Source organism: Bacillus sp. JUb11 (assembly GCF_024807925.1).
GTDB lineage: Bacteria > Bacillota > Bacilli > Bacillales > Bacillaceae > Bacillus > Bacillus altitudinis.
The window spans coordinates 321,612-346,424 of record NZ_JANUEZ010000001.1; the positions used below are offsets into that span (position 1 = coordinate 321,612).

At 41.8% G+C, this 24,813-nt stretch carries 28 protein-coding genes; 21 read left to right on the forward strand and 7 right to left on the reverse strand.

What is annotated here, in order from left to right:
• Positions 1–111 precede the first annotated feature (111 nt).
• From M2369_RS01605 to M2369_RS01620, 4 genes are all read left to right on the forward strand, one after another.
• Positions 112–1,737 (forward strand): xylulokinase, encoded by a 1,626-nt coding sequence (locus M2369_RS01605; protein ID WP_259253310.1) that lies wholly within the window; start codon positions 112–114, stop codon positions 1,735–1,737.
• On the forward strand, positions 1,731–2,435 hold the full coding sequence (locus tag M2369_RS01610; protein WP_007501382.1) for an L-ribulose-5-phosphate 4-epimerase: 705 nt from the start codon (positions 1,731–1,733) through the stop codon (positions 2,433–2,435). Before M2369_RS01605 ends, M2369_RS01610 begins: the two co-directional genes overlap by 7 nt.
• A gap of 17 nt (positions 2,436–2,452) precedes the next feature.
• A complete protein-coding gene (gene araA / locus M2369_RS01615) occupies positions 2,453–3,874 on the forward strand; it encodes an L-arabinose isomerase (RefSeq protein WP_259253311.1) in 1,422 nt (473 codons plus the stop codon).
• 84 nt (positions 3,875–3,958) lie between these two features.
• On the forward strand, positions 3,959–5,299 hold the full coding sequence (locus tag M2369_RS01620) for a sugar porter family MFS transporter (RefSeq protein WP_007501378.1): 1,341 nt from the start codon (positions 3,959–3,961) through the stop codon (positions 5,297–5,299).
• A gap of 36 nt (positions 5,300–5,335) precedes the next feature.
• Here the strand turns inward: M2369_RS01620 and M2369_RS01625 are convergent, their stop codons facing one another.
• Together M2369_RS01625 and M2369_RS01630 are read right to left on the reverse strand one after the other, a co-directional pair.
• Positions 5,336–5,548 (reverse strand): hypothetical protein, encoded by a 213-nt coding sequence (locus M2369_RS01625; protein WP_008342562.1) that lies wholly within the window; start codon positions 5,546–5,548, stop codon positions 5,336–5,338.
• A 36-nt stretch (positions 5,549–5,584) separates the two neighbouring features.
• A complete protein-coding gene (locus M2369_RS01630) occupies positions 5,585–5,902 on the reverse strand; it encodes a hypothetical protein (RefSeq protein ID WP_041507117.1) in 318 nt (105 codons plus the stop codon).
• Between the two features lie 184 nt (positions 5,903–6,086).
• Here M2369_RS01630 and M2369_RS01635 point away from each other — a divergent pair, with 184 nt between their 5' ends.
• The 13 genes from M2369_RS01635 to M2369_RS01695 all read left to right on the forward strand — a co-directional run bounded on the left by M2369_RS01635 (position 6,087) and on the right by M2369_RS01695 (position 15,385).
• Positions 6,087–6,380, forward strand: a complete 294-nt coding sequence (locus tag M2369_RS01635) for a CotD family spore coat protein (RefSeq protein WP_008342559.1) — start codon at positions 6,087–6,089, stop codon at positions 6,378–6,380.
• A 92-nt stretch (positions 6,381–6,472) separates the two neighbouring features.
• Positions 6,473–7,075 (forward strand): GNAT family N-acetyltransferase, encoded by a 603-nt coding sequence (locus tag M2369_RS01640; RefSeq protein WP_259253312.1) that lies wholly within the window; start codon positions 6,473–6,475, stop codon positions 7,073–7,075.
• The gene (locus M2369_RS01645) at positions 7,029–7,583 is read left to right on the forward strand and encodes a delta-aminolevulinic acid dehydratase (protein WP_259253313.1); all 555 of its coding nucleotides are present in this window, start codon (positions 7,029–7,031) and stop codon (positions 7,581–7,583) included. Before M2369_RS01640 ends, M2369_RS01645 begins: the two co-directional genes overlap by 47 nt.
• 154 nt (positions 7,584–7,737) lie before the next feature.
• Positions 7,738–9,150, forward strand: coding sequence for a polysaccharide deacetylase family protein (locus tag M2369_RS01650; protein WP_259253314.1), 1,413 nt, complete (start codon positions 7,738–7,740; stop codon positions 9,148–9,150).
• 102 nt (positions 9,151–9,252) lie between these two features.
• Complete coding sequence (locus tag M2369_RS01655; protein ID WP_125589811.1) at positions 9,253–9,480, forward strand: hypothetical protein; 228 nt, start codon at positions 9,253–9,255, stop codon at positions 9,478–9,480.
• A gap of 129 nt (positions 9,481–9,609) precedes the next feature.
• Positions 9,610–10,038: an NUDIX hydrolase gene (locus M2369_RS01660; RefSeq protein ID WP_259253315.1), complete on the forward strand. Its 429-nt coding sequence runs from the start codon at positions 9,610–9,612 to the stop codon at positions 10,036–10,038.
• A 20-nt stretch (positions 10,039–10,058) separates the two neighbouring features.
• Positions 10,059–10,469 carry an Imm1 family immunity protein gene (locus M2369_RS01665; protein WP_058336613.1) on the forward strand — a complete coding sequence of 137 codons (411 nt, stop codon included), beginning with the start codon at positions 10,059–10,061 and terminating at the stop codon, positions 10,467–10,469.
• 30 nt (positions 10,470–10,499) lie between these two features.
• A complete protein-coding gene (locus tag M2369_RS01670) occupies positions 10,500–10,772 on the forward strand; it encodes a DUF3986 family protein (protein ID WP_024718793.1) in 273 nt (90 codons plus the stop codon).
• 258 nt (positions 10,773–11,030) lie between these two features.
• Positions 11,031–11,867: a transketolase gene (locus M2369_RS01675; RefSeq protein ID WP_017358041.1), complete on the forward strand. Its 837-nt coding sequence runs from the start codon at positions 11,031–11,033 to the stop codon at positions 11,865–11,867.
• Positions 11,864–12,823, forward strand: a complete 960-nt coding sequence (locus M2369_RS01680) for a transketolase family protein (RefSeq protein WP_259253317.1) — start codon at positions 11,864–11,866, stop codon at positions 12,821–12,823. The genes M2369_RS01675 and M2369_RS01680 overlap by 4 nt, the downstream gene beginning before the upstream one ends.
• A gap of 16 nt (positions 12,824–12,839) precedes the next feature.
• Positions 12,840–13,598: an SDR family NAD(P)-dependent oxidoreductase gene (locus M2369_RS01685; RefSeq protein WP_259253318.1), complete on the forward strand. Its 759-nt coding sequence runs from the start codon at positions 12,840–12,842 to the stop codon at positions 13,596–13,598.
• Between the two features lie 177 nt (positions 13,599–13,775).
• Positions 13,776–15,116, forward strand: coding sequence for an MFS transporter (locus M2369_RS01690; RefSeq protein WP_024718794.1), 1,341 nt, complete (start codon positions 13,776–13,778; stop codon positions 15,114–15,116).
• Positions 15,117–15,244: 128 nt separating this feature from the next.
• Positions 15,245–15,385, forward strand: a complete 141-nt coding sequence (locus tag M2369_RS01695) for a GapA-binding peptide SR1P (RefSeq protein ID WP_017358037.1) — start codon at positions 15,245–15,247, stop codon at positions 15,383–15,385.
• 110 nt (positions 15,386–15,495) lie between these two features.
• On the opposite strand, the gene M2369_RS01700 is transcribed toward M2369_RS01695, so the two are convergent.
• The 4 genes from M2369_RS01700 to sigK all read right to left on the reverse strand — a co-directional run bounded on the left by M2369_RS01700 (position 15,496) and on the right by sigK (position 21,052).
• Positions 15,496–16,197, reverse strand: coding sequence for a FadR/GntR family transcriptional regulator (locus M2369_RS01700; RefSeq protein ID WP_008342522.1), 702 nt, complete (start codon positions 16,195–16,197; stop codon positions 15,496–15,498).
• A gap of 287 nt (positions 16,198–16,484) precedes the next feature.
• On the reverse strand, positions 16,485–17,165 hold the full coding sequence (locus M2369_RS01705) for a hypothetical protein (RefSeq protein ID WP_259253319.1): 681 nt from the start codon (positions 17,163–17,165) through the stop codon (positions 16,485–16,487).
• 232 nt (positions 17,166–17,397) lie between these two features.
• Complete coding sequence (locus tag M2369_RS19480) at positions 17,398–19,638, reverse strand: collagen-like triple helix repeat-containing protein (protein ID WP_259253320.1); 2,241 nt, start codon at positions 19,636–19,638, stop codon at positions 17,398–17,400.
• 685 nt (positions 19,639–20,323) lie between these two features.
• Positions 20,324–21,052 carry an RNA polymerase sporulation sigma factor SigK gene (gene sigK, locus M2369_RS01715; protein ID WP_058014952.1) on the reverse strand — a complete coding sequence of 243 codons (729 nt, stop codon included), beginning with the start codon at positions 21,050–21,052 and terminating at the stop codon, positions 20,324–20,326.
• Between the two features lie 229 nt (positions 21,053–21,281).
• Between sigK and M2369_RS01720 the strand changes: the two genes are divergently transcribed.
• The 4 genes from M2369_RS01720 to M2369_RS01735 all read left to right on the forward strand — a co-directional run bounded on the left by M2369_RS01720 (position 21,282) and on the right by M2369_RS01735 (position 24,339).
• The gene (locus M2369_RS01720) at positions 21,282–22,403 is read left to right on the forward strand and encodes a response regulator aspartate phosphatase (protein ID WP_259253321.1); all 1,122 of its coding nucleotides are present in this window, start codon (positions 21,282–21,284) and stop codon (positions 22,401–22,403) included.
• A 166-nt stretch (positions 22,404–22,569) separates the two neighbouring features.
• Positions 22,570–23,310 carry a polysaccharide deacetylase family protein gene (locus M2369_RS01725; RefSeq protein WP_159159781.1) on the forward strand — a complete coding sequence of 247 codons (741 nt, stop codon included), beginning with the start codon at positions 22,570–22,572 and terminating at the stop codon, positions 23,308–23,310.
• A gap of 72 nt (positions 23,311–23,382) precedes the next feature.
• Entirely contained in the window at positions 23,383–24,111 is a 729-nt protein-coding gene (locus tag M2369_RS01730) for an SGNH/GDSL hydrolase family protein (protein WP_203143476.1), read from the forward strand.
• A gap of 78 nt (positions 24,112–24,189) precedes the next feature.
• On the forward strand, positions 24,190–24,339 hold the full coding sequence (locus M2369_RS01735; protein WP_003217499.1) for a hypothetical protein: 150 nt from the start codon (positions 24,190–24,192) through the stop codon (positions 24,337–24,339).
• Between the two features lie 135 nt (positions 24,340–24,474).
• Here the strand turns inward: M2369_RS01735 and M2369_RS01740 are convergent, their stop codons facing one another.
• On the reverse strand, positions 24,475–24,615 hold the full coding sequence (locus tag M2369_RS01740) for a sporulation histidine kinase inhibitor Sda (RefSeq protein ID WP_003217327.1): 141 nt from the start codon (positions 24,613–24,615) through the stop codon (positions 24,475–24,477).
• Positions 24,616–24,813 lie beyond the last annotated feature (198 nt).

Here is a 24,813-nt window from a genome sequence, read left to right on the forward strand (position 1 = left end):
ATTTATTATTGACATATGTACGGACAAATATTATATTATTTTTGTGCACAGGTAAAGATGAATCAAACGAAAAAGATATTTGAAACCGCTATCATCTTGGAGGTGAACAAAATGAATCGTGAAAAGACGGCCAAAGCCATTAGAGAAGGACGGACATCTTTGGGTATTGAATTTGGTTCCACACGAATTAAAGCGATTTTAATAGATGAAGAGTTTCAGCCAATTGCGCAAGGTGCATTTGAATGGGAAAGTTCTCTTCAAGAAGGATTATGGACGTACAACTTAATTGAGATCATTACAGGTCTTCAAGTGGCGTACCGTCAGATGAAAGAACAGGCTGCACAATTGTATGGGGTGACGATTCAAACCATTGGCTCCATCGGGATATCTGCGATGATGCATGGCTACGTCGCCTGTCATCATACAGGAGAGCTCCTCGTCCCGTTTCGAACGTGGCGGAACGGAACAACGACCGAGGCGAGTCAAAAGCTAACAGATGTATTTCAATTTCATATTCCAGAAAGATGGAGCATTGCTCACTTATATCAAGCGATACTAGGAGAGGAAAAACATCTGTACCGGTTGGAGTATGTGACAACATTGTCCGGCTACATTCACTGGCTGCTAACAGGGAAGCAGGCCATCGGAATTGGCGATGCGTCGGGAATGTTCCCCATTGATGAAAAAACGAAGGATTACAACGAAGTGATGCTTCATCAATTTGAAGCATTGATTGCAGAAAAAGGCTACCCGTGGAAGCTTCGTCATCTTTTGCCGCGCATCTATTTAGCAGGCGAAGAAGCTGGTGTGTTAACAGCAGCTGGAGCAGCGATTTTAGACCAAGGCAAACAGTTGCAGCCAGGTATCCCTTTTTGCCCGCCAGAGGGTGATGCAGGAACAGGGATGGTCGCAACAAACAGTGTGGAAAAGAGAACTGGGAATATTTCAGTTGGGACATCTGTATTTGCCATGATTGTGTTAGAGCATCATCTAAAAGGTGTGTACCCAGAAGTGGATCTTGTCACGACACCAGATGGCCTGCCAGTCGCGATGGTTCATGCCAACAATTGTACAAGTGACCTCAACGCTTGGATGAATCTATTCAGAGAAGCGTTTGAAGCAATGGGTCAGCCAGTTGAAACAGAAAGATTGTACGAAACTCTATTAAATCAAGCTTTAGAAGCAGATCATGATGGGGGCGGGCTTTTAAGCTATGGCTATTATTCTGGTGAAAATATTACGAGACTAAAAGAAGGAAGACCTCTTTTTGTTAGATCTCCTCAAAGCCGGTTTACCCTTGCTAATTTCATTCGGACGCATCTCTTCTCTGCATTTGGCGCAATGAAAATCGGGATGGATCGGTTAAAAGCACATGAACAAGTCAAGATTGATCGTTTACTAGGACATGGCGGTTTATTTAAAACACCAGTAGTTGGGCAAAAAATGGTCGCTGCTACACTTGGGACACCTGTATCCGTCGTATCAACGGCGGGAGAAGGCGGTGCGTTTGGGATGGCGGTCCTTGCTTCGTATATGCTCAATCACCAGCAGCAAACACTGAGCCATTTTCTCAAGCATCAAGTATTTGCCCATACATTAGAAGAGCTTATTGATCCTGATCCACTGGATGTTAAAGGTTTTGAGGCATTTATAAAGCGCTATCAAGAAGGACTCCCGATAGAAAAAGCGGCAGTAGAACATTTGACGCCACAGAAAGGAACGGCACCTGTATGTTAGAGCGGTTAAAAGAAGAAGTGTTTCAAGCGAATCTAGATCTACCAAAGTACGGACTTGTGAAATTTACATGGGGCAATGTCAGTGCGTGCGATCGTGACAGTGGACTGTTTGTCATTAAGCCAAGCGGCATAGCGTATGACAAATTATCAGCAAAAGACATGGTCGTGGTCGATTTTGACGGTCAAGTGGTCGAGGGGGAATTCAATCCTTCTTCCGATACTGCCACACATGCTGTTCTTTACAAACACTTTGAGGAAATTGGCGGCATTTCACATAGCCATTCAATGTGGGCAACGGTATGGGCGCAAGCTGGACTTGATTTACCAGCAATGGGCACAACACATGCAGATACATTTTACGGACCTGTTCCGTGCGCTCGATTTCTCACAGAAGAAGAGGTGAATCGCGGGTATGAGGTGGAAACAGGACACTTGATCATTGAAACGTTTGAGAAAAGACAAATAGATGTCATGGCGGTTCCTGGTATTTTGCTACAAGGTCATGGTCCCTTTACGTGGGGAAAAGATGCAAAAAGTGCGGTAACGAACAGTGTCATTTTAGATGAAGTAGCGAAAATGAACCTGTTTGCAAAGCAATTGAACGAATATGCGGAGCCTCTTCCGCAGGTGATTTTAGATAAACATTATTTAAGAAAACATGGAACACATGCGTATTACGGACAAAAACCTTCAAGATAAAGAAAAGAGGGATTTCTATGTTAACAAGTCAGAAGAAAGAATGTTGGTTTGTCGTCGGGTCACAGCACTTATATGGGGACGAGGCACTGAAGCAAGTGAAGGCAGATGCGCAAAAGATAACAGATGCCTTAAATGAGAGCGGTTTGCTGCCTTATCCAATTATTCTGCAGGAACTGGCGGTCAGTGCGGATCAAATCACACAGCTGATGAAAGAGGTCAACTATCGTGATGAGGTCATCGGTGTGATGACTTGGATGCATACGTTTTCTCCAGCAAAAATGTGGATACGTGGTACGTCTCTTTTGCAAAAGCCTCTTTTGCATCTCGTCACGCAATACTATGAAAACATTCCGTGGGACACGATTGATATGGACTATATGAATCTCCATCAATCGGCACATGGAGACAGAGAGTATGGCTATATCAATGCACGTTTAAATAAGCAAAACCAAATCGTTGCAGGTCATTGGTCGAAGCAGGAGGTGAAGCAGCAAATCGCTGATTGGATGGACGTTGCGGCTGCCTATCATGAGAGCTTCCACATTAAAGTGGCTCGGTTTGGTGACAATATGCGCCACGTTGCTGTGACAGAAGGAGATAAAATTGAAGCGCAGATCCAGCTGGGATGGACCGTTGATTACTTTGGAATTGGCGATCTTGTGAACTATGTAAATGCTGTGGAAGAAGCAGAAGTTAATGCTCTGTTTGCTGAGTACTTAACGTTATATGACGTGGATTATGGGAGCTATTCGGCGGAAGAATGGGAACAAAGTGTGAAAGTGCAGGCACGATATGAAATTGCCATCAAGCGTTTTTTAGATGAAGGCGGCTACAATGCCTTTACGACAAACTTTGAAGATTTACATGGTATGAAGCAGCTTCCGGGTTTAGCCGTTCAGCGACTGATGGCAAAGGGATATGGCTTTGCGGGTGAAGGGGATTGGAAAACCGCCGCACTGGATCGTTTATTAAAGGTGATGAGCCATCATCAATCGACTGGTTTTATGGAAGATTACACATATGAAATGACTGCTGGTCAGGAAGCAGTGCTGCAATCTCATATGCTAGAAGTAGATCCTGCGCTTGCACATACAAAACCTGTCATTGTCGTGTCTCCGCTAGGCATTGGAAACCGGGAAGACCCAGCACGTCTTGTGTTTGATGGAAAAGCAGGCGAGGGCGTTGTTGTCTCCATTGCTGATTTTGGAACACATTTCAAATGGCTGATTCAAGAAGTGGAAGCCTTTGAGCCGCAGGAAGCAGCACCACATTTACCGGTGGCACGAGTCCTCTGGAAAATCAAACCGAACTTTCAAGATGGCGTCAAAGCATGGATTAAGCACGGCGGAGGTCATCATACAGTCGTATCTCTCAATTTAACGGTTGATCAAATTGTTCATTTTGCAAAGCTTGTGAATGCAGAATATGTGGTTTTATAAAGAAGGGTGAAATGCATTCTACTGTGAACGGTAGAATGGCAGGGAGAAATGAAAGCGGTTTATTAAGTGAGGGGGGTCATCCACTTGGAGAAAAAAGTATCAAGTAAATTTATCTTCTTTTTCGGGTCCTTTGCAGGTATCTTATTTGGATATGATATTGGTATTATCGCAGGGGCAGAAGGGCACATTCAGGAAGAATTTCAGCTCAGCCCGTTATGGCTTGGCATCGTCGTTTCTTCATTAATGGGCGGGGCGATCATTGGTTCCATTTTAAGCGGTCTGATGGGGGATAAGTTTGGCCGCAGAAAGCTCATTTTGGTGTCATCGATTATCTTTTTTGTCGGTGCGCTTGGCTCAGCCATTGCACCAGAAGAAATCTCATTAACCATTGCCCGGATTTTCTTAGGAACAGCTGTAGGGACAGCCTCATCGCTCGTGCCTGCTTACATGTCTGAAATCGCTCCAGCTAAAATTCGCGGGAAATTGTCCGGCCTGAATCAGCTGATGATTGTGAGTGGATTATTGCTTAGCTATATCGTCGCATTTGTGTTTGAACCAATTCCAGACAGCTGGCGCTGGATGCTGGGAAGCGCTGCTTTATTTGCGATCGTGCTTTATATTGGCATGCTGAAACTTCCTGAATCTCCAAGATATTTAATTAAACACGGAATGGCTCATAAGGCACGTGAAGTATTAGGATCACTTCGTTCATCACGTGAAGAGATTGAAGCAGAAATGCAAGAAATTTTAGAAGTGGCAAAAGAAGAACGCTCAGGCATTCGTGAATTATTTCAAAAGAAATTCCGAATGGCTCTCTTTATTGGGGTCGGAATGGCGACACTCCAGCAAATACAGGGGGCGAACTCCATTGTGTATTATGCAACGAGTATCGCAAGAAATGTAGGTCTTGCTCCGCAAGTTGCCGCAGGTTTTACCGTCATTGTTGGTGTCATATTTGTTGTGACGACCGTGATCTTTTTACAATTCGTTGACCGGTTCGACCGCCGAACGATTCTCACAGTTGGGGGAACGGGGATGGCCCTGTCTTTCTTTGCACCAGCGGCATTAGGTGCGCTCGGAGTGAGTGAAGGCATATTAAACTGGGTCACATTGATTTCACTTTGCTGCTTTATTTTGTGCTATGCCTTCTCATGGGCACCGATCACATGGATTATCATTGGTGAAATTTTCCCACTTTCTGTCAGGGGTATTGGAGCGGGCATTTCCTCTGCCTTTAACTGGACGGGATCATTAGCAGTTGGCCTTGTGTTTCCTATCTTGGCTGACCAATTTAGCTTTGGCGTCATTTTCTCTTCATTTGGGGTCATCTGCTTAATTGGCCTGTTGTTCACGCGCTTTGTATTAGTCGAAACAAAAGGAAGAAGCTTAGAGCAAATCGAAACCGATATGGCTGCACGTGTCTAAAGGAAACCATCTATCCTGTGTGGATAGATGGCTTTTTTAATCAAGTATTTGTTTCAGTTCATCTGGCAGTAAATCCATTAATTGATCAGATGAGGATACGTCCAGTACTTCAAGAAGCGCATAATATTTCGCATAAATTTCACTCAGCTGATCAGGATGATTTGCTTCATATCGATTCAAATGCAATTGCGTCAGTTCAAGTGCAATGTCCAGTTTGTTTCGTTCGATGGTTTGTGTTGTGTTGATCAAATCGTTCACCTCTAATTTTAAAGTTATTGAAAAATGTTATGGTGCAGTTCCGCAGCTGACCTTATATTCATGGTCTTCTATCTTTTTTGAATAACAGACGGAAGGTGTCATTCCTGTCTCGCTTTTCCAAGCCTGCCAATACACATCATACAGCTGACCATATTGAGGGTCTACATCGTCCTTTTTTTGCAAAATAGCAAAATAGCTTTGGTAAGGGTAGCCTTCTTGATAGATCGTCTGCCGAATGGCTCCTCTTTCAGTCGCATTTGTAAAAATCATAGGCGACAGCAAGGGAAGGGTGATAACTACGACGAGCAGGATGAAAAATGAAAAAAGCTTATGTCTTGTTTTCATCAATGAATGTCCTTTCCTTCACAAGAGATCATTTGTATAATATGTTAAAATTGTCCTATTGTAAAGAAAGACACTACTAGATCACAAGCGGATTTTTTCAAAAATAGACAAGCATCTAATCACTAATCGTGCCTCTGACATACGATAGAGTGTAAGTGAAAGACAACTTGAAGGGGTGTTGAGAATGAGCCGGAATCGATTAGACAATTTTTTCTTTGGGCCTCGCAGAGGGAATCATGGAGAAGTTGAAACGGTTGTATCCCCTACACGTCAAATTGTCAACACGACAACAAATGAACAAACGATTAGAAAAATTCATCCAACTCATATCACAAACGTCAATAAAAACATCAAAAGAATTGAAAACTACTACCCTGTGACGCAATCTACTCGAAATGAGTATATTGTGGAAGAATATGACTGTGGCAGTGATATCAAGAACCCTTGCTGCCGCCCGGTCAAACGCTGTAAATGGTAAGATAATGGTATAAAGAAGTGAGGCATCCTGTGATGGGATGCCTTTTTATTTTTGTATAAAAATTTTGATCAAAAGCGCCTTTCAAGATAAAATTGGAAGTATCAATTCATTCTGATGGAGGCGATTTTCTGAATATTCGATTGTTAACACCAGAAGATGCTCAAGAATATGCGAACTTGAGATTAGAAGCACTCCGATTAAACCCAGAGAGTTTTGCTATGAGCTTTGAAGAAGAGAAAATAGATACAGAGAGCAAATATAGAATGCGTTTTGCTTCACCACAATCTATGTGGACATTTGGCGCCTTTCATCAAGGTCAGCTGGTGGGTGCGGTTACACTCATACAAGAAACCTTGCAGAAATTAAAGCACCGTGCCAATGTGGTAGCGATGTATGTAACGACCGATGGACGCGGAAAAGGAATGGGGAAGGCACTCCTGACAAAAGTTCTTTCTTTTGCACGCGAAAAAAAAGACATCGAACAAATATATTTAACAGTGGTCACAACAAATGACCCAGCCAAACATCTTTACAGGTCTGTTGGATTTAAGTCGTATGCGGTAGAAGAAAAAGCACTAAAAATAAATGGTGCTTATGTAGATGAGGAAAAAATGGTGCTATGTTTATCATCGTTTGGAGGGGATATAAATGAGCCAGCCAGTCATGCGCATCACATTGGCAGCCGGACCAAATAGTGAGCTGGAATCGTTTGCGCTTCGTGCATCACTTGAAAACTTTGGTGCAAAAGTCGATATGCATTGGATAGGCAGACCGAATGACCTGATTGATGTATTATCCGGGAGGAATAGAGGCGAGACGGATTTCATTCTTTTATCCTTTCACGGAGAAGAAGGAGCGTTTCTCATGCCGGAGTTAGGAGAAGATGTATACGAAGAGGGTGAGCCGAGAGGTGCTGCTTTTGGTGCGGATGACATAAAGCGGTATGCTTCGTTAAATGGAGTCCACATTATATGTACAGGCTGTACACTAGGCGAAAAAAAGGTGGCAGAAGCTTTTTTAGAAACAGGGGCGATATCCTATACAGCGCCCGATGACTACATTGATGGAAATGCGTCATTTATTTTTGTTCTCACCATGCTGTATGAGCTGGTGAACAACTCAAAGACAGTCAGAGCAGCTTTTGACCAGGCACGCTCTATTGATGAAGAAACAAAGTTATTCCAACTGTATATGAAAAAATAAGGGCTGAGCGATCAAGCCCTTTTTATATGTCTCTCGTAAAATATGTCGAAAATGTGACAAATGTGTTTTTTGCAAACTAAAAAGGGGCTGAGAAAAGTCTATCCTACAAACACACGCCATTTAGACAGGACGGCATCACGAGAGGAGAATCATTGTGTCAATCAAAGGGAAAGTCATTCTTGTTCTATGCGGACTTGCGATTGTCATCGGAATCGCTGGATTTTATCATAATCAGCAAGCAAGCGGGACAGAGAGAAAAAAAGTAGAACAAGATGCGAGCTACAAACAAGTTGAAATAGTCACACTTGTGAATGACGGGAAATTCATGAGATATGCTGTCAACTATCCGCTGTTTCATCAAGAAAAACTAGATCAGGAGATCAAAAGATTTGCAGAGACCGCGTTAGAAAGGTTTAAAACATCGTTTAGTCAAGCGAGTGATGTCAATGAAGAGAAACGATACGAGTTAAACATCGATTATGAGATCATTCATTATGCCAAGCAAACAGTCGCAATCAAATTCAATACATATGAAGTGAAGGGCGGAAAGCAAGGCGTCAATCAAACGAAGGTGATGAACTTTGATTTCAAGAAACAGACATTTTTATCAATCAACGATATCTTTCTATCAAAGAAGGACAATCTTCAAAAATTATCTCATATGACTTTTGAGGAATTAAAAAAAGATCGAACGCTAGCTGAAAATCAGCCGCTACTCAAACAGGGAACGTCTCCTGTGGCGAAGAACTATCAGTATTTTGCCATCAAAGATCGTTTTATTGAATTCTACTTTCCAAGAGGACAAATTGCTCCAAATCATCAAGGCCCTCAAGTGTTAGCGATTAAGAAAACACTGCTGAAAGGAATATTAAAACCTGAATATATGAAGAAAGAAATGAACAAAAACGAGAAAAAAGAACCGATTCCAACAAGAAAGATTGTGAAACTGCCGAAAACATCCACATTTCATCCGAATCAAAAAGCCATTGCACTCACATTTGATGATGGGCCCAATCCATCAACGACCTCAAAAATTTTAACAGCATTAAAAGAGAACAAAGGACATGCCACATTTTTTGTATTAGGCAGCAGGGTTCAGTATTATCCCGATATGCTAGGTGAAATTAGAAAGGGTGGAAATGAAATTGGAAACCATTCCTATAACCACCCTTTGCTCACAAGACTTCCTTTAAAACAAGCGGTCAAACAAGTAGAAGACACGCAGCAAATCATTGAAAAAGCGAGCGGGTTCACACCGACTCATTTTAGACCACCATATGGCGGGACAAACGGGCAAATCAACGAAGCTCTTCACATGAAAGTGATCCTTTGGGATGTGGATCCTGAAGACTGGAAATATCGAAACAGCCAATACGTCGCGAACTACATTCTAACTCATGCATCTAGCGGTGAAACGATCTTAATGCACGACATCTATGACACCTCAGCCAACGCAGCCGTCACGATTATCAAAGAACTCACCAAACAAGGATATCAATTATTGACGGTGTCTGAGCTTGAGCAGTGGAAGGAAGCGCGTGAGAAGAGAAGTGAGTCGAATAGGTAATACCCCTTTTGGTGTGAATCTTAGCGGATTCGCATCTTTTTTTAGGCAGGTCATGAAAATAAAGGGAAAATCTGTTATGGTGAATATGAAGGGGGACTTCAAGTGGTATTGATAAGATTTTTAAGTCTCGTTATGCTGACAGTGGTTGGTTTGGCTTTTGTCATAAACAATGTACCTAGTTTGATGCTGCCCATCTATATACTTTCAATGATCGGGCTTATGTTCTGTCTCGGTCATATTGCGCTCCATTATCTACAGCGGATCAGATATTTGTTATACGATGAGAAACAATTGAAAGAGAATCAAATAAACAAACCTCCCGCTAAATGAAGGAGGTTTTTTACTTGTCGTTTTTCAATGATTTTCTCGTTTGACTCCTTGAATTGTCTCAAAAGAGAGACGATGTTCCTCGTAAATCTGATTTGGACATATTTTCGACAATGGGTGAGGAGGATTCAGTTGAAGAGAGTAGACGTGGTGTCAGCTTTGATTTATGACATGGATGAACATATTCTCATGGTGAAAAATGTGAAAGGTTATTGGGAGTTTCCCGGTGGTGCAGTGGAAAAAGGAGAACATCTGCAGCAAGCTGTGATCCGTGAGGTGAGAGAAGAAACAGGATATGTGATCAAAGTAAATGAACTTCATTCTGTTAGAGAAATACTTTTTCAAGATAACATGCATCATGCACTTATTTTTACGTTTTTTGCGGAAATCATCGGGGGAGAGATGAATATTTTAGATCCTGATCATGATATTGAAGAAGTAAAATGGGTAAGCATCCAAGATGCTGAAAAATTAAATCCACAGTTATTCAGCATGCTAAAATTAAATAAACAGACGTGTGCATTTTACACATTTGAAGGAAAGAGAACAAGGGATCAATAAATGAATAAGGAGAGAATGGAATGTTTTTGTATTATGGACCAACCGGTGCTCCAGTGGAAAATCCAGGAGAAGAATGGATGAAAGAAATCTTCTTCCATAAGGGTGAAGACTATTGGAAACAAGGGAATGGAGAATCTTCTATTGAAGTGGATGAAGATTGGGAAACGGAAAGTCTTGTTTTCTTTTATCATGAACCTTATGGCTTTTTTCTCATGAGATATCCAGATTTTTTGGTTCCTTTTAAAAAAGTAGAGAAGATAGAAACGATCAAGCATGTCGTTGCAGGCGCACCATTGTATGTACCTTCATGCAGCTACGTCGATCGACATCAAGCTTATGAAATCGTTCAACATTTTCTAAAAACAAAATCGATACCTGATAGTGTTGAATGGGTGGAGTTGAGGACGATTGATTTTCAGCAAGATCTATAAATTCTTACGGGGAACGAGAAGGAGAATAAAATGTGTCGTTTAGATGATACCATGCATGTACATGTTGGCTATTACGAACAGGGTCTTGATGTTGAAGGAGTGTTTTTTAAGAGTTTAGAAACAGGAAAGTGGCAATTATTCTTTGACCATACATGGTATCAGATAACGCTTTTAAAGCATTATGAAAAATATGAAGATTTAGGGCTGTTGATTGGCGAGTATTCTATTGAAGATGACAAAATTGAAGGTGAAGGAAATCAGCTGTTTGAGCGTTTTTTAAAAGAAAACGGGGTAGTGAGATAAATACAGAATGTGAAACATCACTCAATGAAAATGACGAGTGATGTTTTTTTATGTTGGATACTGATTTTATAAAATTTTGCTCTATGTAATCTAAAGAACATCTAATACAAATCCGCATTGATTTTTTAAAAATTCAAAAAATAGATAGACAAATGCTTGCAAGAATTGTATAGTGTTCTCATAAATTACTTGTCATACAAGTGAACAAGTAACTAAGAATATAAGGTTGGATTTCAAATAATAAAATGAGGTGATCCAGTGAAAGATGTAAGTTTGGCGAATTTAAAAGCAAAAGCGATTGAACTTAGACAAACGGCGATTACGATGATTTATGAAGCGCAATCGGGGCATCCTGGCGGCTCTTTATCAGCTGCTGATATCATCACGGCCCTTTATTTCAAAGAGATGAATATCGATCCTCAAAATCCTAACTGGGAAGATCGAGATCGTTTTGTTTTATCGAAAGGCCATGTTGCACCTATTCAATATGCTGCCTTAGCGCTAAAAGGTTATGTCCCTTTTGAAAACGTATACAAATTGAGACAGTACGGTTCACCGTTCCAAGGTCATCCTGATATGAAGAAATGCCCTGGAATTGATATTTCAACAGGTTCATTAGGCCAAGGACTTTCTTGTGGGGTTGGTATGGCGCTTGCGGGTAAACGGGATGAAAAAGATTATCGGGTATTTGCGATGGTAGGCGATGGCGAATGTCAAGAAGGACAAATTTGGGAAGCGGTTCAAACCGCAGTCAAATATCGTCTTGATAATTTAATTGTTTTTGTTGACAATAACCGTCTGCAAATTGATGGTTTCTGCGAGGAAATCATGCCGCTGCAAGACATAGAAATGAAGTTTGAAGTATTCGGGTTTGAAACAAAGCGAATTGACGGACATTCGATGGAAGAGATAGTAGAAACATTGAATCAAGTGAAAAACATGAAAAATGGAAAGCCGAAATGTATTGTAGCAGACACGATTAAAGGCAAAGGCGTTTCCTACATGGAAAATATCTGCTCATGGCACGGTGTTGCGCCAAATGAGAAAGAATATGAACAGGCATTAGAAGAATTAGCAGGAGGTTTGAGATCATGAGCCAAACTGAAAAAGCGGTCATTAAGAAAAAAGCGACACGTGAAGCCTTCGGTGATGAAATTGTTAAGTTAGGAAAAGAGAATCAACATATTTACGTGATTGATATTGATATCGGAAAATCATGCAAAACAGGAGAATTCATCAAACAGCTTCCCAATCAGCATGTGAACGTTGGAATTGCCGAACAAAATGGTGCCGGGCTGGCAGCTGGTCTTGCGACAACTGGAAAAATTCCATTTGTAAGCACTTACGCAGTTTTTGGCTCGCTGCGCATGGCAGAGCAAATCCGCCAAGAAATATGCTATCCGAATTTGAATGTAAAGATTGCCTGCTCGCACGGAGGATTGACACCGGGAAATGACGGTGGAAGTCATCAAGCGATAGAAGATATGGGCGTTTTAAGAACATTTCCCAACATGACGGTCATCATGGGCTCTGATTACTATTCGACGAGAAAATTGATCAAAGAGGCAGCGAATACGTATGGCCCCATGTATTTGCGCTTTACCCGAGATGCTGTGCCGATGATTTATGATGAACATGAGGAGTTTGTGATTGGAAAAGCCAAAAAATTAAGGTCTGGCAAAGATATTGCGATCATTGCAAATGGTGATACAGTATATCTTGCTTTGGAAGCGGTTAAAAAACTAGAAGAACAAGGGATTGAAGCATCACTTTTAGATATGCATACGATCAAACCTCTAGATCGAGAGGCGGTTTTGGAGTGTCTTGATATTGGACGTATGATCACTGTAGAGGATCATAACATTTTGAACGGATTAGGCAGTGCTGTATGTGAAGTAGCAGCAGAAGAAGGTCGAGGAAAAGTCAAACGGATCGGAGTGCAAGACCGTTTTGGAGAATCTGCACCTTACGAAAAACTTTTAGAAATAAATGGAATAACAATCGAAAACATCATAAATACAGCAAAAGACATGCTGAACAATCACATTTGAAAGTAGGTTATTTACAATGTTTACATTAAACAATCAAGTAGCTATTGTAACAGGGAGCGGTTCTGAAAAAGGAATTGGCCGAACAATCGCTCTAACACTTGCTAAACAGGGTGCTGCTGTCGTGGTAGCAGATATCAATGAAGAAGGGATTCGCTTCACAGTAGAAGCCATTCAAAAAGCCGGAGGAAAAGCGTTAGGCGTAGTAGTAAATGTAACAAATAAGGAATCAATTGATCAAATGGTGGCTGTAACGCTTGAGACGTTTGGCCGCATTGACATATTGGTGAATAATGCAGGTATTTCTCAAAAAGTAACCGTTCAGAACATGACACTTGAAGATATGACAAGAGTCTTTAATGTAAATATGTTTGGTTTGTTTTTGTGTACACAAGCCGTGCTAGAACCAATGATCAAGCAGCAATATGGGCGTATTATCAACCTGTCTTCTGTATCGGCTAAAAGGGGAGGAGGCGTATTTGGAGGAGCACATTATTCAGCTTCCAAAGCAGCAGTATTAGGTTTTTCTAAAAACCTTGCCCGTGAAGTAGGGAAAGATGGTATCACAGTGAATTGTGTGGCACCAGGCCTTGTGAATACGGATATTTGGAAGTCACTTCCTAGCGATGAAGCCGAAAAAGTAATTGATAATATACCACTTGGCCGACCAGGTGAAACGAAAGAAATCGCAGCCGCTATTACATTTTTGGCTACTAAAGAAGCATCCTACATCACAGGAGAAGAAATCGATATCAATGGTGGTTCACATATGGACTAGTAGAAAGAAATGGAGCAGGCACATGAACATGCCTGACTCTATTTTAAATAAAAAGGAAGTAGAGTCACAGTCAAAATGATTGATGAAATGATATTTTGTAAGCGCTTAATAAAGATGTGTCATGCCATTTAGACATCTTCACGCAGTTGGCCAAAGCAACTTGAAGGGGGAATCATGTTGAATCAACAAGCATTAGAAAAGTCGACGACTCGTAAAGTTACACTTCGCCTTATCCCATTTTTATCCTTATGTTTTGTTATCGCTATTTTAGATCGTGTGAATATTGGATTTGCTGCTCTTCAAATGAATGAAGATTTAGGGTTTTCAAATGCTGTATTTGGACTTGGGGCTGGAATATTCTTTTTAGGGTATTTTTTATTAGAAGTTCCGGGAAGTGCCATTATGGCAAAGATCGGTGCGAGTAAATGGATCAGCCGAATTATGGTGACATGGGCAATTATTGCGATTTTAATGGCTTTTGTCCAAGAACCATGGCAGTTTTATACAGCACGTTTCTTATTGGGTGCGGCAGAAGCTAGTTTTTATCCATGTATGGTGTTTTATTTGAGCGGTTTTTATCAAACCAAACATCATGCCAAAGCCATTGCTGGATTTATGCTGGCGATTCCGGGAGCGAATGCCCTAGGTGCACCACTTTCTACATTTCTATTAGGTGTTGATTGGCTGGATATGTCTGGATGGCAGTGGCTGTTTATTTTAGAAGCGATTCCAGCACTCATTCTTGGAGTAATTGCATTCTTTTATTTGGATGACAAACTTGAAGATGTAAAATGGCTGAATCAAGATGAAAAAGAGTGGCTGATTCATGTCACAACAAAAGAAAAGCTTGAAAAAGAACAGGTCAAGCGATATACATTTACTCAAGCTTTAAAAGATCGAGATGTACTCATTTTATCGGCAGGCTATTTCTGCTGGATGGTTGGGTTTTACGGCATCAATATGTTTTTGCCGACAATCTCTAAAGGATTATCAGACACCATTTCCTTAAGTACGCAGGGAATGGGCTGGCTGTTAGGTTTCATGTATACCGTCGCTATCATTGTAATGGTGCTGGTCGGGAATCATTCTGACAAGAAAAACGAGAGGCGATGGCATGTATCTGCCTGCTTAACTGTCAGTGCGATGGCCATGATCATTAGCAGTTATATAGCAAATTCCAGTGTGATCTTATCCTTTGTGTTTTTAACCATTGCCTTGTGCGGAGCCTTTGGTGCTTATTCTCCATTTTGGGCCATTCCCCCTTCTTTTCTAACAGGAGCAGCCGCCGGTGGAGCGATCGCACTAATCAACAGTATTGGCAATCTTGGCGGTTTCTTTGGGCCATATATAGTCGGGTACATTAAGGATGTCACAGGTTCTTTTCACATCAGTATGATTTTTTTAGGTATTAGTATGATACTGGCTTCTTTTATTATTGTGTTTTTAGTTAAACAGTCAGGAAAAGCACTAGTTGTAAAAGCAAGTACAGAAAAATCCAGTATAGAAAAGTCTATTTAAACGAGGGTCATAAAAAAACTATGATGGAAGTAGTAAGGGGAAATATTATGGTGATTTAGCTGTCAGGAGAAGTTCTGAAAGAAAACGAGACAATACATGAGAATAAAACGATTGGAGCTGAAATTTTCATGGAAAAAGAGACAAATGTACCACAAAATACGATCGTTTGCCGGGAATGTGGAGAAATCATTGACATCGCTTATGGCTCTGAAGGGGTTAAAGTCTTATACGGAATATGCGAAGGGTGCCGAGCATCGGAAAATAAATGAACTTAAAAAGACAAAGACGCATAACAGCAAGGCTTCTACTTGTTGTATGCGTCTTATTTTTCGATTAAATAAAAAGAAGCTTCTCATATCGTATTTGGAAGTGGAAGATCCTAGCTTTTCCAATATCGATCATATAGGTTTTGCATGTGGGCAGTCATACGTTTCACAGCTTCTGCTGCGTTCCGTTCTTCGAGTGCTTCTATAATCAGTTTATGCTCCTGAAAGTTGACCTCACGATAGTCAGAACGGGTAACGGTTCGATCACGTATAAACCTCCACATTTCCTGCTGCTTCATAGCATTCGTAATGGAAGACATAAAGGTAATGAATAAATCATTATGTGACGCTTTTGCAATTCCCATATGTAGCTGCTCGTCAGTTGCCGGGACGTATACACCTGAATGTGTTTCTTCTTCCATTTTTTTGATGGTTTGTTTCAGTTCTAAAATATCTTCGTCAGTCGCTCTCAAAGCCGCAAAATGAATAATTAAAGGCTCGATATGCATTCTAGCTTCCACGATATCCTCAGGTGATGCTGATTTCATAGAGATGGACCCTTCATTGTGTATGGTCGTACTCTTAACGAAAACACCTTCTCCTTGACGTGAATAAATAATACCATTCATTTCTAGTGCACTGAGGGCTTGTCTAACAGGTGCGCGGCTGACACCAAATTGTTCGCATAATTCCCTTTCTGAAGGAAGTTTATCTCCTATTTGAAAAGAGCCTAACTGTATTTCAGAAAGGATCTGATTATAAATTTGTATGTATAATTTTTTATTGGAAACAGGATTGAATGTAATAGAAATCACCCCTCTTTATTTGTCATACAAGTATATTAATTATATACTTTTCAGATTTGAAGGGCAAAAAAATATACCGAAACCTTATCCAAAATTAAAAGCCAATACATAGATGTGAAGAGTGTAAACAAAGAAAACCAGACCAGACCTCATAAGGTCTGGTCTGTAGAAAAATGTTTTCCATTAAAATGTCTCGCTCATTTTGCTTTCTCTTTTTTTAACTTCAAACCGAACCGGTCATGTAAGCTAAATGATATCAGTCACGTCTTCATTTTTAGATGGAATTTCGTTGTAATTTAAAAATCGAATTTAACTTTTGATCCATCATGTAATAATTCAAGTTCGTCATCAAGATATACTTCACTTAAGTGAAGTGTAATTGAACTTAAATCCGAAACATCATCCACAAATAGAGGAACTAAAACCATACCTTCATTTTCAACTTTACCATAAAAAGAACCAACACCTGTTTCCGAAGTCAAATTAGAGTTACTGACTTCAATTTGTTTTTTTGTATTAGTGGTAATAACATCAACACCAGTAAAAAAAATATTTTTATCAGAAGTGTTTTCAGTTGTATAAGTGATTTGTATTCTATGATATTTATCTTTTTTATAATTATTATCTGAAAGCAATAATTCATCCTGAGCCTCTAAATCAGTGTACTCAAATACTTTAACATCATTAATTTTCATCTTAATAGGTTTTAAATCTATTTCTGTTTCTTTGTTATTTATCTTTTTTAAAGTTAGTGTAGAACCATTTTCGTCTTTCTTCCATTGGCCAATTTCGGTTAGAAGTCCTGATGTTGGTTTGTTTTCTTTTTTTGAAGTTTCTTTTGAGGTTTCTTGACTCGTTTCTTTTTTACTGGATTCTTCTTTGTTTGCGTTTGCTGACCCATTTGAACTTGTAGTGTTGCCACAAGCTGTTAGAAGTACCATGAAGCATAAAAATAAGACTAGTTTAGTTTTTTTCATTAGTTTAACCCTTCCTGCATACAAAATTTAGAAACATAGACAATATTATAAAGGAAAAAAAGTTAGATTGTTGATTTTCGACAAAATTAGACAAAATATCTTACGACTTAGAGCATGGGTTTAAAGTCATGTATTTTCTATTTGTAAATGTATATGTCGTATTGAAAAGAGATATTATTTCAAAAGAAGCCAAGGATCCTATAACCCTTGGCTTTTTCTATCGTATCTAATGTTAAACGTCAGTTCTTACATAAACAGTATAAACAGCGCTTGTAGCCGGTGTAGGAGATATAAATAACGATAGTGAGTCATCTCTAACTACGGGTGCCGTCGGTACATTAGATGTCCATGTGACAGTTGCAGGTGCTACAGTATAAACTCCGTTATTTGAGACAAAGACACTTTGGGCACCTACATCTGTTGGTTTACTTGAAAATTTAATAGTACCAGTGATGGTTGCGGTCACAACAAGTGACACTGTAGCAAGGACATTAGCAGGCGACGGAGTACCGGTATTGTTTGGAACGTTAGTAACCATTTCATAGGTATAGGTGCCGGCTGTTAAGTTATTTGCGTTTATACTTCCTGATAAAGCAACTAAATTCCCTGTAATACCAGCGACCACATAAGGTAGAACTTCCGATGTTTGACCTGGGGAACCTGCTAATCTAGCAAACCCGGTATTGGTTCCTCCAAAGAAAATAGGTTTTGTTGATAATGTTGAAGCTGGTCCGGTGTCTCCAGTAGCGCCAGTCGGTCCAGTATCTCCAGTAGCGCCAGTCGGTCCAGTATCTCCAGTAGCGCCAGTAGGCCCAGTATCTCCAGTGGCACCGGTAGGTCCAGTATCTCCGGTAGCACCGGTAGGCCCAGTATCTCCAGTGGCACCGGTAGGTCCAGTATCTCCAGTGGCGCCGGTCGGTCCAGTATCACCAGTTGCACCGGTCGGTCCAGTATCACCAGTTGCACCGGTAGGTCCAGTATCGCCAGTGGCGCCGGTCGGTCCGGTATCGCCAGTTGCACCAGTCGGTCCAGTGTCTCCAGTGGCGCCAGTAGGTCCAGTATCGCCAGTGGCGCCGGTCGGTCCGGTATCACCAGTTGCACCAGTCGGTCCAGTGTCTCCAGTGGCGCCAGTAGGCCCGGTGTCTCCAGTTGCACCAGTCGGTCCAGTGTCTCCAGTGGCGCCAGTGGCGCCAGTAGGCCCGGTGTCTCCAGTTGCACCAGTCGGTCCAGTATCGCCAGTTGCACCAGTCGGTCCAGTGTCTCCAGTGTCTCCAGTGGCGCCAGTAGGCCCGGTGTCTCCAGTTGCACCAGTCGGTCCAGTATCGCCAGTTGCACCAGTCGGTCCAGTATCTCCTGTAGCGCCAGCCAATCCAGTATCCCCAGTGGCGCCAGTAGGCCCAGTATCTCCGGTAGCACCAGTCGGTCCAGTATCCCCAGTTGCGCCAGTCGGTCCGGTATCTCCGGTCGGTCCAGTATCCCCAGTTGCGCCAGTAGGTCCGGTATCGCCAGTTGCACCAGTAGGTCCAGTGTCTCCAGTATCGCCGGTCGGTCCAGTATCCCCAGTTGCGCCAGTCGGTCCGGTATCGCCAGTTGCACCAGTAGGTCCAGTGTCTCCAGTGTCTCCAGTTGCGCCAGTAGGTCCAGTATCCCCAGTTGCGCCGGTCGGTCCGGTATCTCCAGTTGCACCAGTTGCACCAGTAGGTCCAGTGTCTCCAGTTGCACCAGTCGGTCCAGTATCGCCAGTTGCACCGGTCGGTCCGGTATCTCCAGTTGCACCGGTCGGTCCGGTATCGCCAGTTGCACCAGTCGGTCCGGTATCTCCAGTTGCGCCAGTCGGTCCAGTGTCTCCAGTTGCGCCAGTCGGTCCGGTGTCTCCGGTATCTCCAGTCGGTCCGGTATCTCCAGTTGCACCGGTCGGTCCAGTATCTCCTGTAGCGCCAGCCAATCCAGTATCCCCAGTTGCGCCAGTCGGTCCGGTATCTCCAGTCGGTCCGGTATCGCCAGTTGCACCAGTAGGTCCAGTGTCTCCAGTATCGCCGGTCGGTCCAGTATCCCCAGTTGCGCCAGTCGGTCCGGTATCACCAGTTGCGCCAGTCGGTCCAGTATCGCCAGTTGCACCAGTAGGTCCAGTGTCTCCAGTTGCGCCAGTAGGTCCAGTGTCTCCAGTTGCACCAGTAGGTCCAGTATCGCCAGTTGCACCGGTCGGTCCGGTATCGCCAGTTGCGCCAGTCGGTCCAGTATCGCCAGTTGCGCCAGTCGGTCCGGTATCTCCGGTGACACCGGGATCGGGATCACCAGTCGGCCCAGTCGGTCCAATCGGCCCGGTCGGCCCAGTAGGTCCGGTTGCACCAGGATCTCCGATACGACCAGTTCGCCCCGGACGCCCACGTCTTCCAGGAACGATGATGGTTTTTATACAGCAACAATATTCAAAACATTTCCCACAGCGACAACAATAATATTTATTTTTCATCATAACGCTTCCTTTTAAAAAGTAGTTATACATATCATATTGAACATGTAAATATATGTAAGGGCTAAAGTGGAAAAGAATAAAATAAAGTTTTTACTATGCAGTTCATCTTATTTGAGAAGTTTGAAATAGAATATCATCATAAGAATGAGGAAATGGAGAAACAAGGTCGCTGATCATTGCGCATAAGAGATGTTGTTTTTGTATCTTTCTTCATCAAGGAGTAGGAGGGAGTGAATTCTTTTAAGTAAGATACTGCTAAAGCACTAATAAGTGCCATGAATACAAGGACCAAACACGATTAGGAACTAGTCTCGGCGAGGACTTCATTGGAAAAGGTGCCGATGACATCAAAAGCTTCTATCAGGAGCTGGCGAGAAATGTGGATATGTTCATTAGCAATTTAAGGATGCAGTTAAAAAGGCAGGACTTACACCAGAAGAAATAAAAGGTATACAGGAATATGCATCAATCCAAATGGAGATTGTCATAAATGTACAACACAAATATGGCTGATAGTCAGTTCTAGATGCAGTTTCTTATACAGCGTATCAACGAGAAGCTTGAATAGAGGCATAAAAAGCAATGCAGAGAGACAGTAGTATAGAGCTAAAATAAAAAAACAGACCTAATGCGGTCTGTTGTTTATCACACAAAATGAAGTGGTTCTTTTACATCTTTCAAATCACTTCCCCTTCTCCCGCTTCCGTTTCTCCTTCTCCGCCCGGTAAAACTCATGAAACATCTTCATCAGCGCTCGCTTCTCAATCCGGGACACATAACTCCGCGATATCCCGAGCTCCTTGGCTATTTCCCGCTGCGTTTTTTCTTTCTTTAAATCAAGGCCGAACCGGCCGACGATCACTTCTTTTTCCCGGCCGTCGAGAATGTCGATATATTCTTTTACTTTTTCAAGCTCCATGTTGAGCTGAATGGTATCAATCACGTCTTCATTTTCTGATTTTAAGACGTCAATTAATGAAATTTCATTACCTTCTTTATCCTGACCGATGGGGTCATGCAGAGAGACGTCCTTTTTTGTTTTTTTGAGTGCGCGTAAATGCATGAGGATTTCGTTCTCAATACACCGCGCAGCATATGTCGCCAGCTTTGTTCCTTTTCCAGAGGAATAGCTTTCTATGGCTTTAATGAGTCCGATCGTCCCGATGGAGATGAGGTCTTCAGCGTCTTCCCCGGTATTTTCAAATTTCTTGACAATATGGGCGACGAGCCGAAGGTTATGTTCAATCAGCATGTTTCTTGCGTGTTCATCGCCCTCTGCCATAAGGGCTAAGTATTTTTTTTCATCATCTCCCGAAAGGGGCTGTGGAAAGGCATTGTTTTTGACATAGGACACTAAAAACACCAATTCTTTGACCATCAATCCCATCGCTGTAAATACTCCTGCCACGATTTTCACCTCCACCATGTTTAGGCCGTTGCCTATATCCTCAAATGTATGTGAAGGAAGGATTGTCTGTGTCTGTACGATGAAAAAATCATCTTTTTCGAAAGAAACGTGCTTATGCGTATGTTTTTGCTGCACCTCTCATATGTTTGCGGTTTCTTTGCGGTGCTTGGCGGTCTAGAAGCGTGCTAAAATATGTAATATTAGACCGAAAAGGAAGGGGTTTTTTCGGAACATGGGGAAGGTTCTTTCTTCACATGTCGGTATGAAAATTAATGAATGGTATCGAATGATACGGCAGTTCAGTGTTCCAGATGCGGAAATCTTGAAAGCGGAAGTAGAAGCGGAAATTGAACGTATGGAAGAGGACCAGCATTTACTGATTTATTATCAGCTCATGTGTTTTCGGCACCAAATTATGCTCGACTATATACACCCTTCAAAATATCAACCTTTCTCAGTATCTAACCTTGTCGATAAAATCGAAAATTCCAATCATGAGTTATCTGATATGCTGCATTATTACCATGCATTTTTTCGTGGCATGCATGAGTTTAGTCAAAAAGAATATTTGGAGGCCGTCAAATATTATCGCATGGCAGAAAAACAGCTGTCTATGGTATTTGATGATATTGAGCAGGCCGAGTTTCATTTTAAAGTAGCAGAAGCCTACTATATAATGAAACAAACGCATGTCTCCATGCACCATATTTTAAAAGCGCTTGAAATATACGATCAGCATGATGCATATTCCATTCGCATTATTCAGTGCCTCTTTGTCATCTCGGGAAATTATCAAGATTTAAAACGTAAAGATCGAGCACTGCCTCACTTGAAAAAGGCGAAACAACTCGCATCCGAAATTGACCACCCGCGCATTTATAGCTCAGCACTCTATAATTTAGGGAAATGTTACGGGGAGTTAGGTTATCGAGAAGAAGCAGAACGATATTTAACCGAATCGGCTGACCTCGCCAAAAAAGAACTGCTTCCCACGCTGCCTCATACACTTTATACACTGGCCAAGCTGCTTTTTAGACAAAATGAGCAGACTGAAGCAAGGCGCATATTAGAGGATGGGAAATTGGCCGCAAAGAAGCATGAAGACCAGCTGTTCTGTCATATGTTTGAGTATCTGGATGCTTTATATGTTCAGGAAATCAATGAAGAACAACTGCAAAAAACCATTGATTATTTGGAAAAACTTAGCCTATACTCTTATATAGAGGATATCTCACTAGAAATTGCGACAGCCTTAGAAACCTCTCAACAATACCAGAAGTCCAACCAGTATTATCGAAAATTGCTATGGGCTCAAAATCAAATCCAAGAAGGAGAGTGTCTGTATGAATTCTAAGCAACGTTCGACAGTTGAAGAGAGAAACCAAACGTGAGACAAAAAGCGGGCCTGATGGGCCGGCTTTTTTTATGTGAAAAAGAAGAATAGACGATCACGAAACTTGAATGAATTCGTCAGAAAGCGGGCAATTTAATGTGTAATGATGTTCTGTGGAGGCGGTCTGATGAAAGGGTTGCATATCTTGTTATGTATATTGGTATTATGCACTTTTGTTCCTGATAACATAGAGGCGCGTACATTAAAAAGAATCGACCTAGAAAAAACGGGACGAGCCTTTTGGGACATGAGAGAGGAACGGAAAAAGATTGCGTTAACCTTTGATGATGGGCCTTATCCGGTATACACAAATCAAATACTAGATGTACTGAGAGAGCATGAAGTGAATGCCAGCTTTTTTGTCATCGGAAGCCGTATTCATGCATATCCCCTGCTCGCAGAGCGGATTGTGAGCGAAGGAAATGAGCTTGGCAATCACACGATGAACCATACGTATTTTGACCTTTTGTCATCGAAAGAAATCAAGCAAGAATTAAAAGAATCAGCGGCTCATATCGCTTCTCTCCAGCCTGGCGGACCCTTATTATTTCGTCCCCCGGGCGGGCGCTTGACGATGAAGTCATTCCGCATTCTTTCAAAGCAAGGATACGATGTCGTGATGTGGTCCTTTACTCAAGATCCGAAGGACTGGTCTAGGCCAGGTGCACACAAAATTGCCAGCCGTATTATTGAGAATATTCAGGGCGGTGATATCATCCTTTTACATGATGGCGGAGGAAATCGTAAGCAGACAGTAGAAGCGCTGAAACAAGTCGTACCTGAACTAAAGAAAAGGGGCTATGAGTTTGTGAAAGTAAGCGAACTGGTGCACCATGACAGAGATTATCTGCCGGTTCAATTACAATAAGAAAACAGTCATTCATTGAAACCAAAAGTCTTGTCGTTTACTATATGAAGAGGGCTTTTGGAGGTGAATGTTGTGAAGAAATTTGTTTTTCTTTTCATCCTGTTATGTGTTGCTGCTGGGTGCTCAAAACCAGTGCAGGAAAGCGTGATTGCATTTGGTGACAGTAACACAAGAGGATCGAACTGGGATTTTCGAGATTATCCCACATCTGAAAAATGGGTGAATCTCATGAAAAACGTCGAGCGTGGCCAAATCAAGGTACAGAATGCCGGGATTGGCGGGCAGACAACAGAAGATGCGAAGCTGCGCTTTGAGCAGGATATTTTAAAACAAAAACCAACTTACGTCCTCATCATGTTCGGTACAAATGATGCGGCGATTCTAGACGGGAAACATCCCCGTGTGACCAAAAAACGATTTAAAGAAAACTTATCCTACTTCATTTCTGAAAGTAGGAAAGAGGGAATTACCCCGATCCTCATGACGTGCGTGCCTGTGGTGGAAGGAGGCAAAAAGGGCTTGTATTATTATTCTAGATATAAGTCATCTTATTTTGCTGAGAGAGGCGGGGCGAGAGCTTGGCAAAACTCATACAATGACATCACAAGACAAGTAGCTGAAAAACAGCAAGTGCCGCTTGTCGACAATTGGAAAGCGTTCATCCGAGAAGCGGGTGAAGATAGTGACAGCGCCTTGATTCAGTCTGGCCTCATTGACCCTTCTGGCAATCATATGACACCAAAAGGGGCAAGAATCATTTATAACGAAATCAAAGAGCGTGATATCATTAAACATTTTTAAATACAGGCCATCTGCCTAAACAAGACGATCCATCCAGCATAGTCTAACAGTATATCTTCTTAGAAGGAGGTAACTGATATGTGGGGATGTCCTTATCCTTACCCTGCGTGTTCACCTTATCCAGCTCAAGGAGCAGGAATCGGTTACGCTTTTCTTGTTGTGTTCCTTGTCGTTATTTTGGTCGTAGGTGGAGGGTTATGGTTTTGGAATGAACAGCCTTGCAAATAAGACACCTCTTCTTTGATCAGAAGGGGTGTTTTTTACGGAAAATAGTAGTAAGCCTATAGCGCAAGTGATATAATATCAGTCACCTGAGTTTAAAAAGGAGAGTGCTCGGGAGGCATGGTTCCTGGATATATGGAATTAAGAGGAAACAGAGAGCATATGCCCGAGCGAACGTCTTTTCATTTCTGTCTCAATTAATTCAATGAAGTCGCGATTTAAGTTCATTTCATTTGCTTTATAATACGATTCTATAAGTAAATCATCTGACAGCTTTTTCATACTAGAAACCCATATGATGGGAAAAACACCTCCCCTGAAAAAGTTGGCATAAAACTTGAGGAAAAGACATATCATCATAGGTTGATCGAATGTCTTTGAAGTACCTTTAATCTACCATGAATGGGAAACAAGAACAATCGTTCTGTTATCCACATGGTTAAGTGGATAACTTGTGGGTAGAGTGTTTATAATTGAATG

Excerpts from the sequence above, each read along its gene's own strand:
- M2369_RS01740 (WP_003217327.1), bottom strand. The coding sequence starts at position 24,615 with ATGAAAAAGCTGTCAGATGATTTACTTATAGAATCGTATTATAAAGCA.
- M2369_RS01610 (WP_007501382.1), top strand. The coding sequence starts at position 1,731 with ATGTTAGAGCGGTTAAAAGAAGAAGTGTTTCAAGCGAATCTAGATCTA.
- M2369_RS01630 (WP_041507117.1), bottom strand. The coding sequence starts at position 5,902 with ATGAAAACAAGACATAAGCTTTTTTCATTTTTCATCCTGCTCGTCGTA.
- M2369_RS01685 (WP_259253318.1), top strand. The coding sequence starts at position 12,840 with ATGTTTACATTAAACAATCAAGTAGCTATTGTAACAGGGAGCGGTTCT.
- M2369_RS01725 (WP_159159781.1), top strand. The coding sequence starts at position 22,570 with ATGAAAGGGTTGCATATCTTGTTATGTATATTGGTATTATGCACTTTT.
- M2369_RS01645 (WP_259253313.1), top strand. The coding sequence starts at position 7,029 with ATGAGCCAGCCAGTCATGCGCATCACATTGGCAGCCGGACCAAATAGT.
- M2369_RS01670 (WP_024718793.1), top strand. The coding sequence starts at position 10,500 with ATGTGTCGTTTAGATGATACCATGCATGTACATGTTGGCTATTACGAA.
- M2369_RS01720 (WP_259253321.1), top strand. The coding sequence starts at position 21,282 with ATGGGGAAGGTTCTTTCTTCACATGTCGGTATGAAAATTAATGAATGG.
- M2369_RS01680 (WP_259253317.1), top strand. The coding sequence starts at position 11,864 with ATGAGCCAAACTGAAAAAGCGGTCATTAAGAAAAAAGCGACACGTGAA.
- M2369_RS01635 (WP_008342559.1), top strand. The coding sequence starts at position 6,087 with ATGAGCCGGAATCGATTAGACAATTTTTTCTTTGGGCCTCGCAGAGGG.
- M2369_RS01735 (WP_003217499.1), top strand. The coding sequence starts at position 24,190 with ATGTGGGGATGTCCTTATCCTTACCCTGCGTGTTCACCTTATCCAGCT.
- araA (WP_259253311.1), top strand. The coding sequence starts at position 2,453 with ATGTTAACAAGTCAGAAGAAAGAATGTTGGTTTGTCGTCGGGTCACAG.
- M2369_RS01695 (WP_017358037.1), top strand. The coding sequence starts at position 15,245 with ATGGAAAAAGAGACAAATGTACCACAAAATACGATCGTTTGCCGGGAA.
- M2369_RS01705 (WP_259253319.1), bottom strand. The coding sequence starts at position 17,165 with ATGAAAAAAACTAAACTAGTCTTATTTTTATGCTTCATGGTACTTCTA.
- M2369_RS01665 (WP_058336613.1), top strand. The coding sequence starts at position 10,059 with ATGTTTTTGTATTATGGACCAACCGGTGCTCCAGTGGAAAATCCAGGA.
- M2369_RS19480 (WP_259253320.1), bottom strand. The coding sequence starts at position 19,638 with ATGAAAAATAAATATTATTGTTGTCGCTGTGGGAAATGTTTTGAATAT.
- M2369_RS01605 (WP_259253310.1), top strand. The coding sequence starts at position 112 with ATGAATCGTGAAAAGACGGCCAAAGCCATTAGAGAAGGACGGACATCT.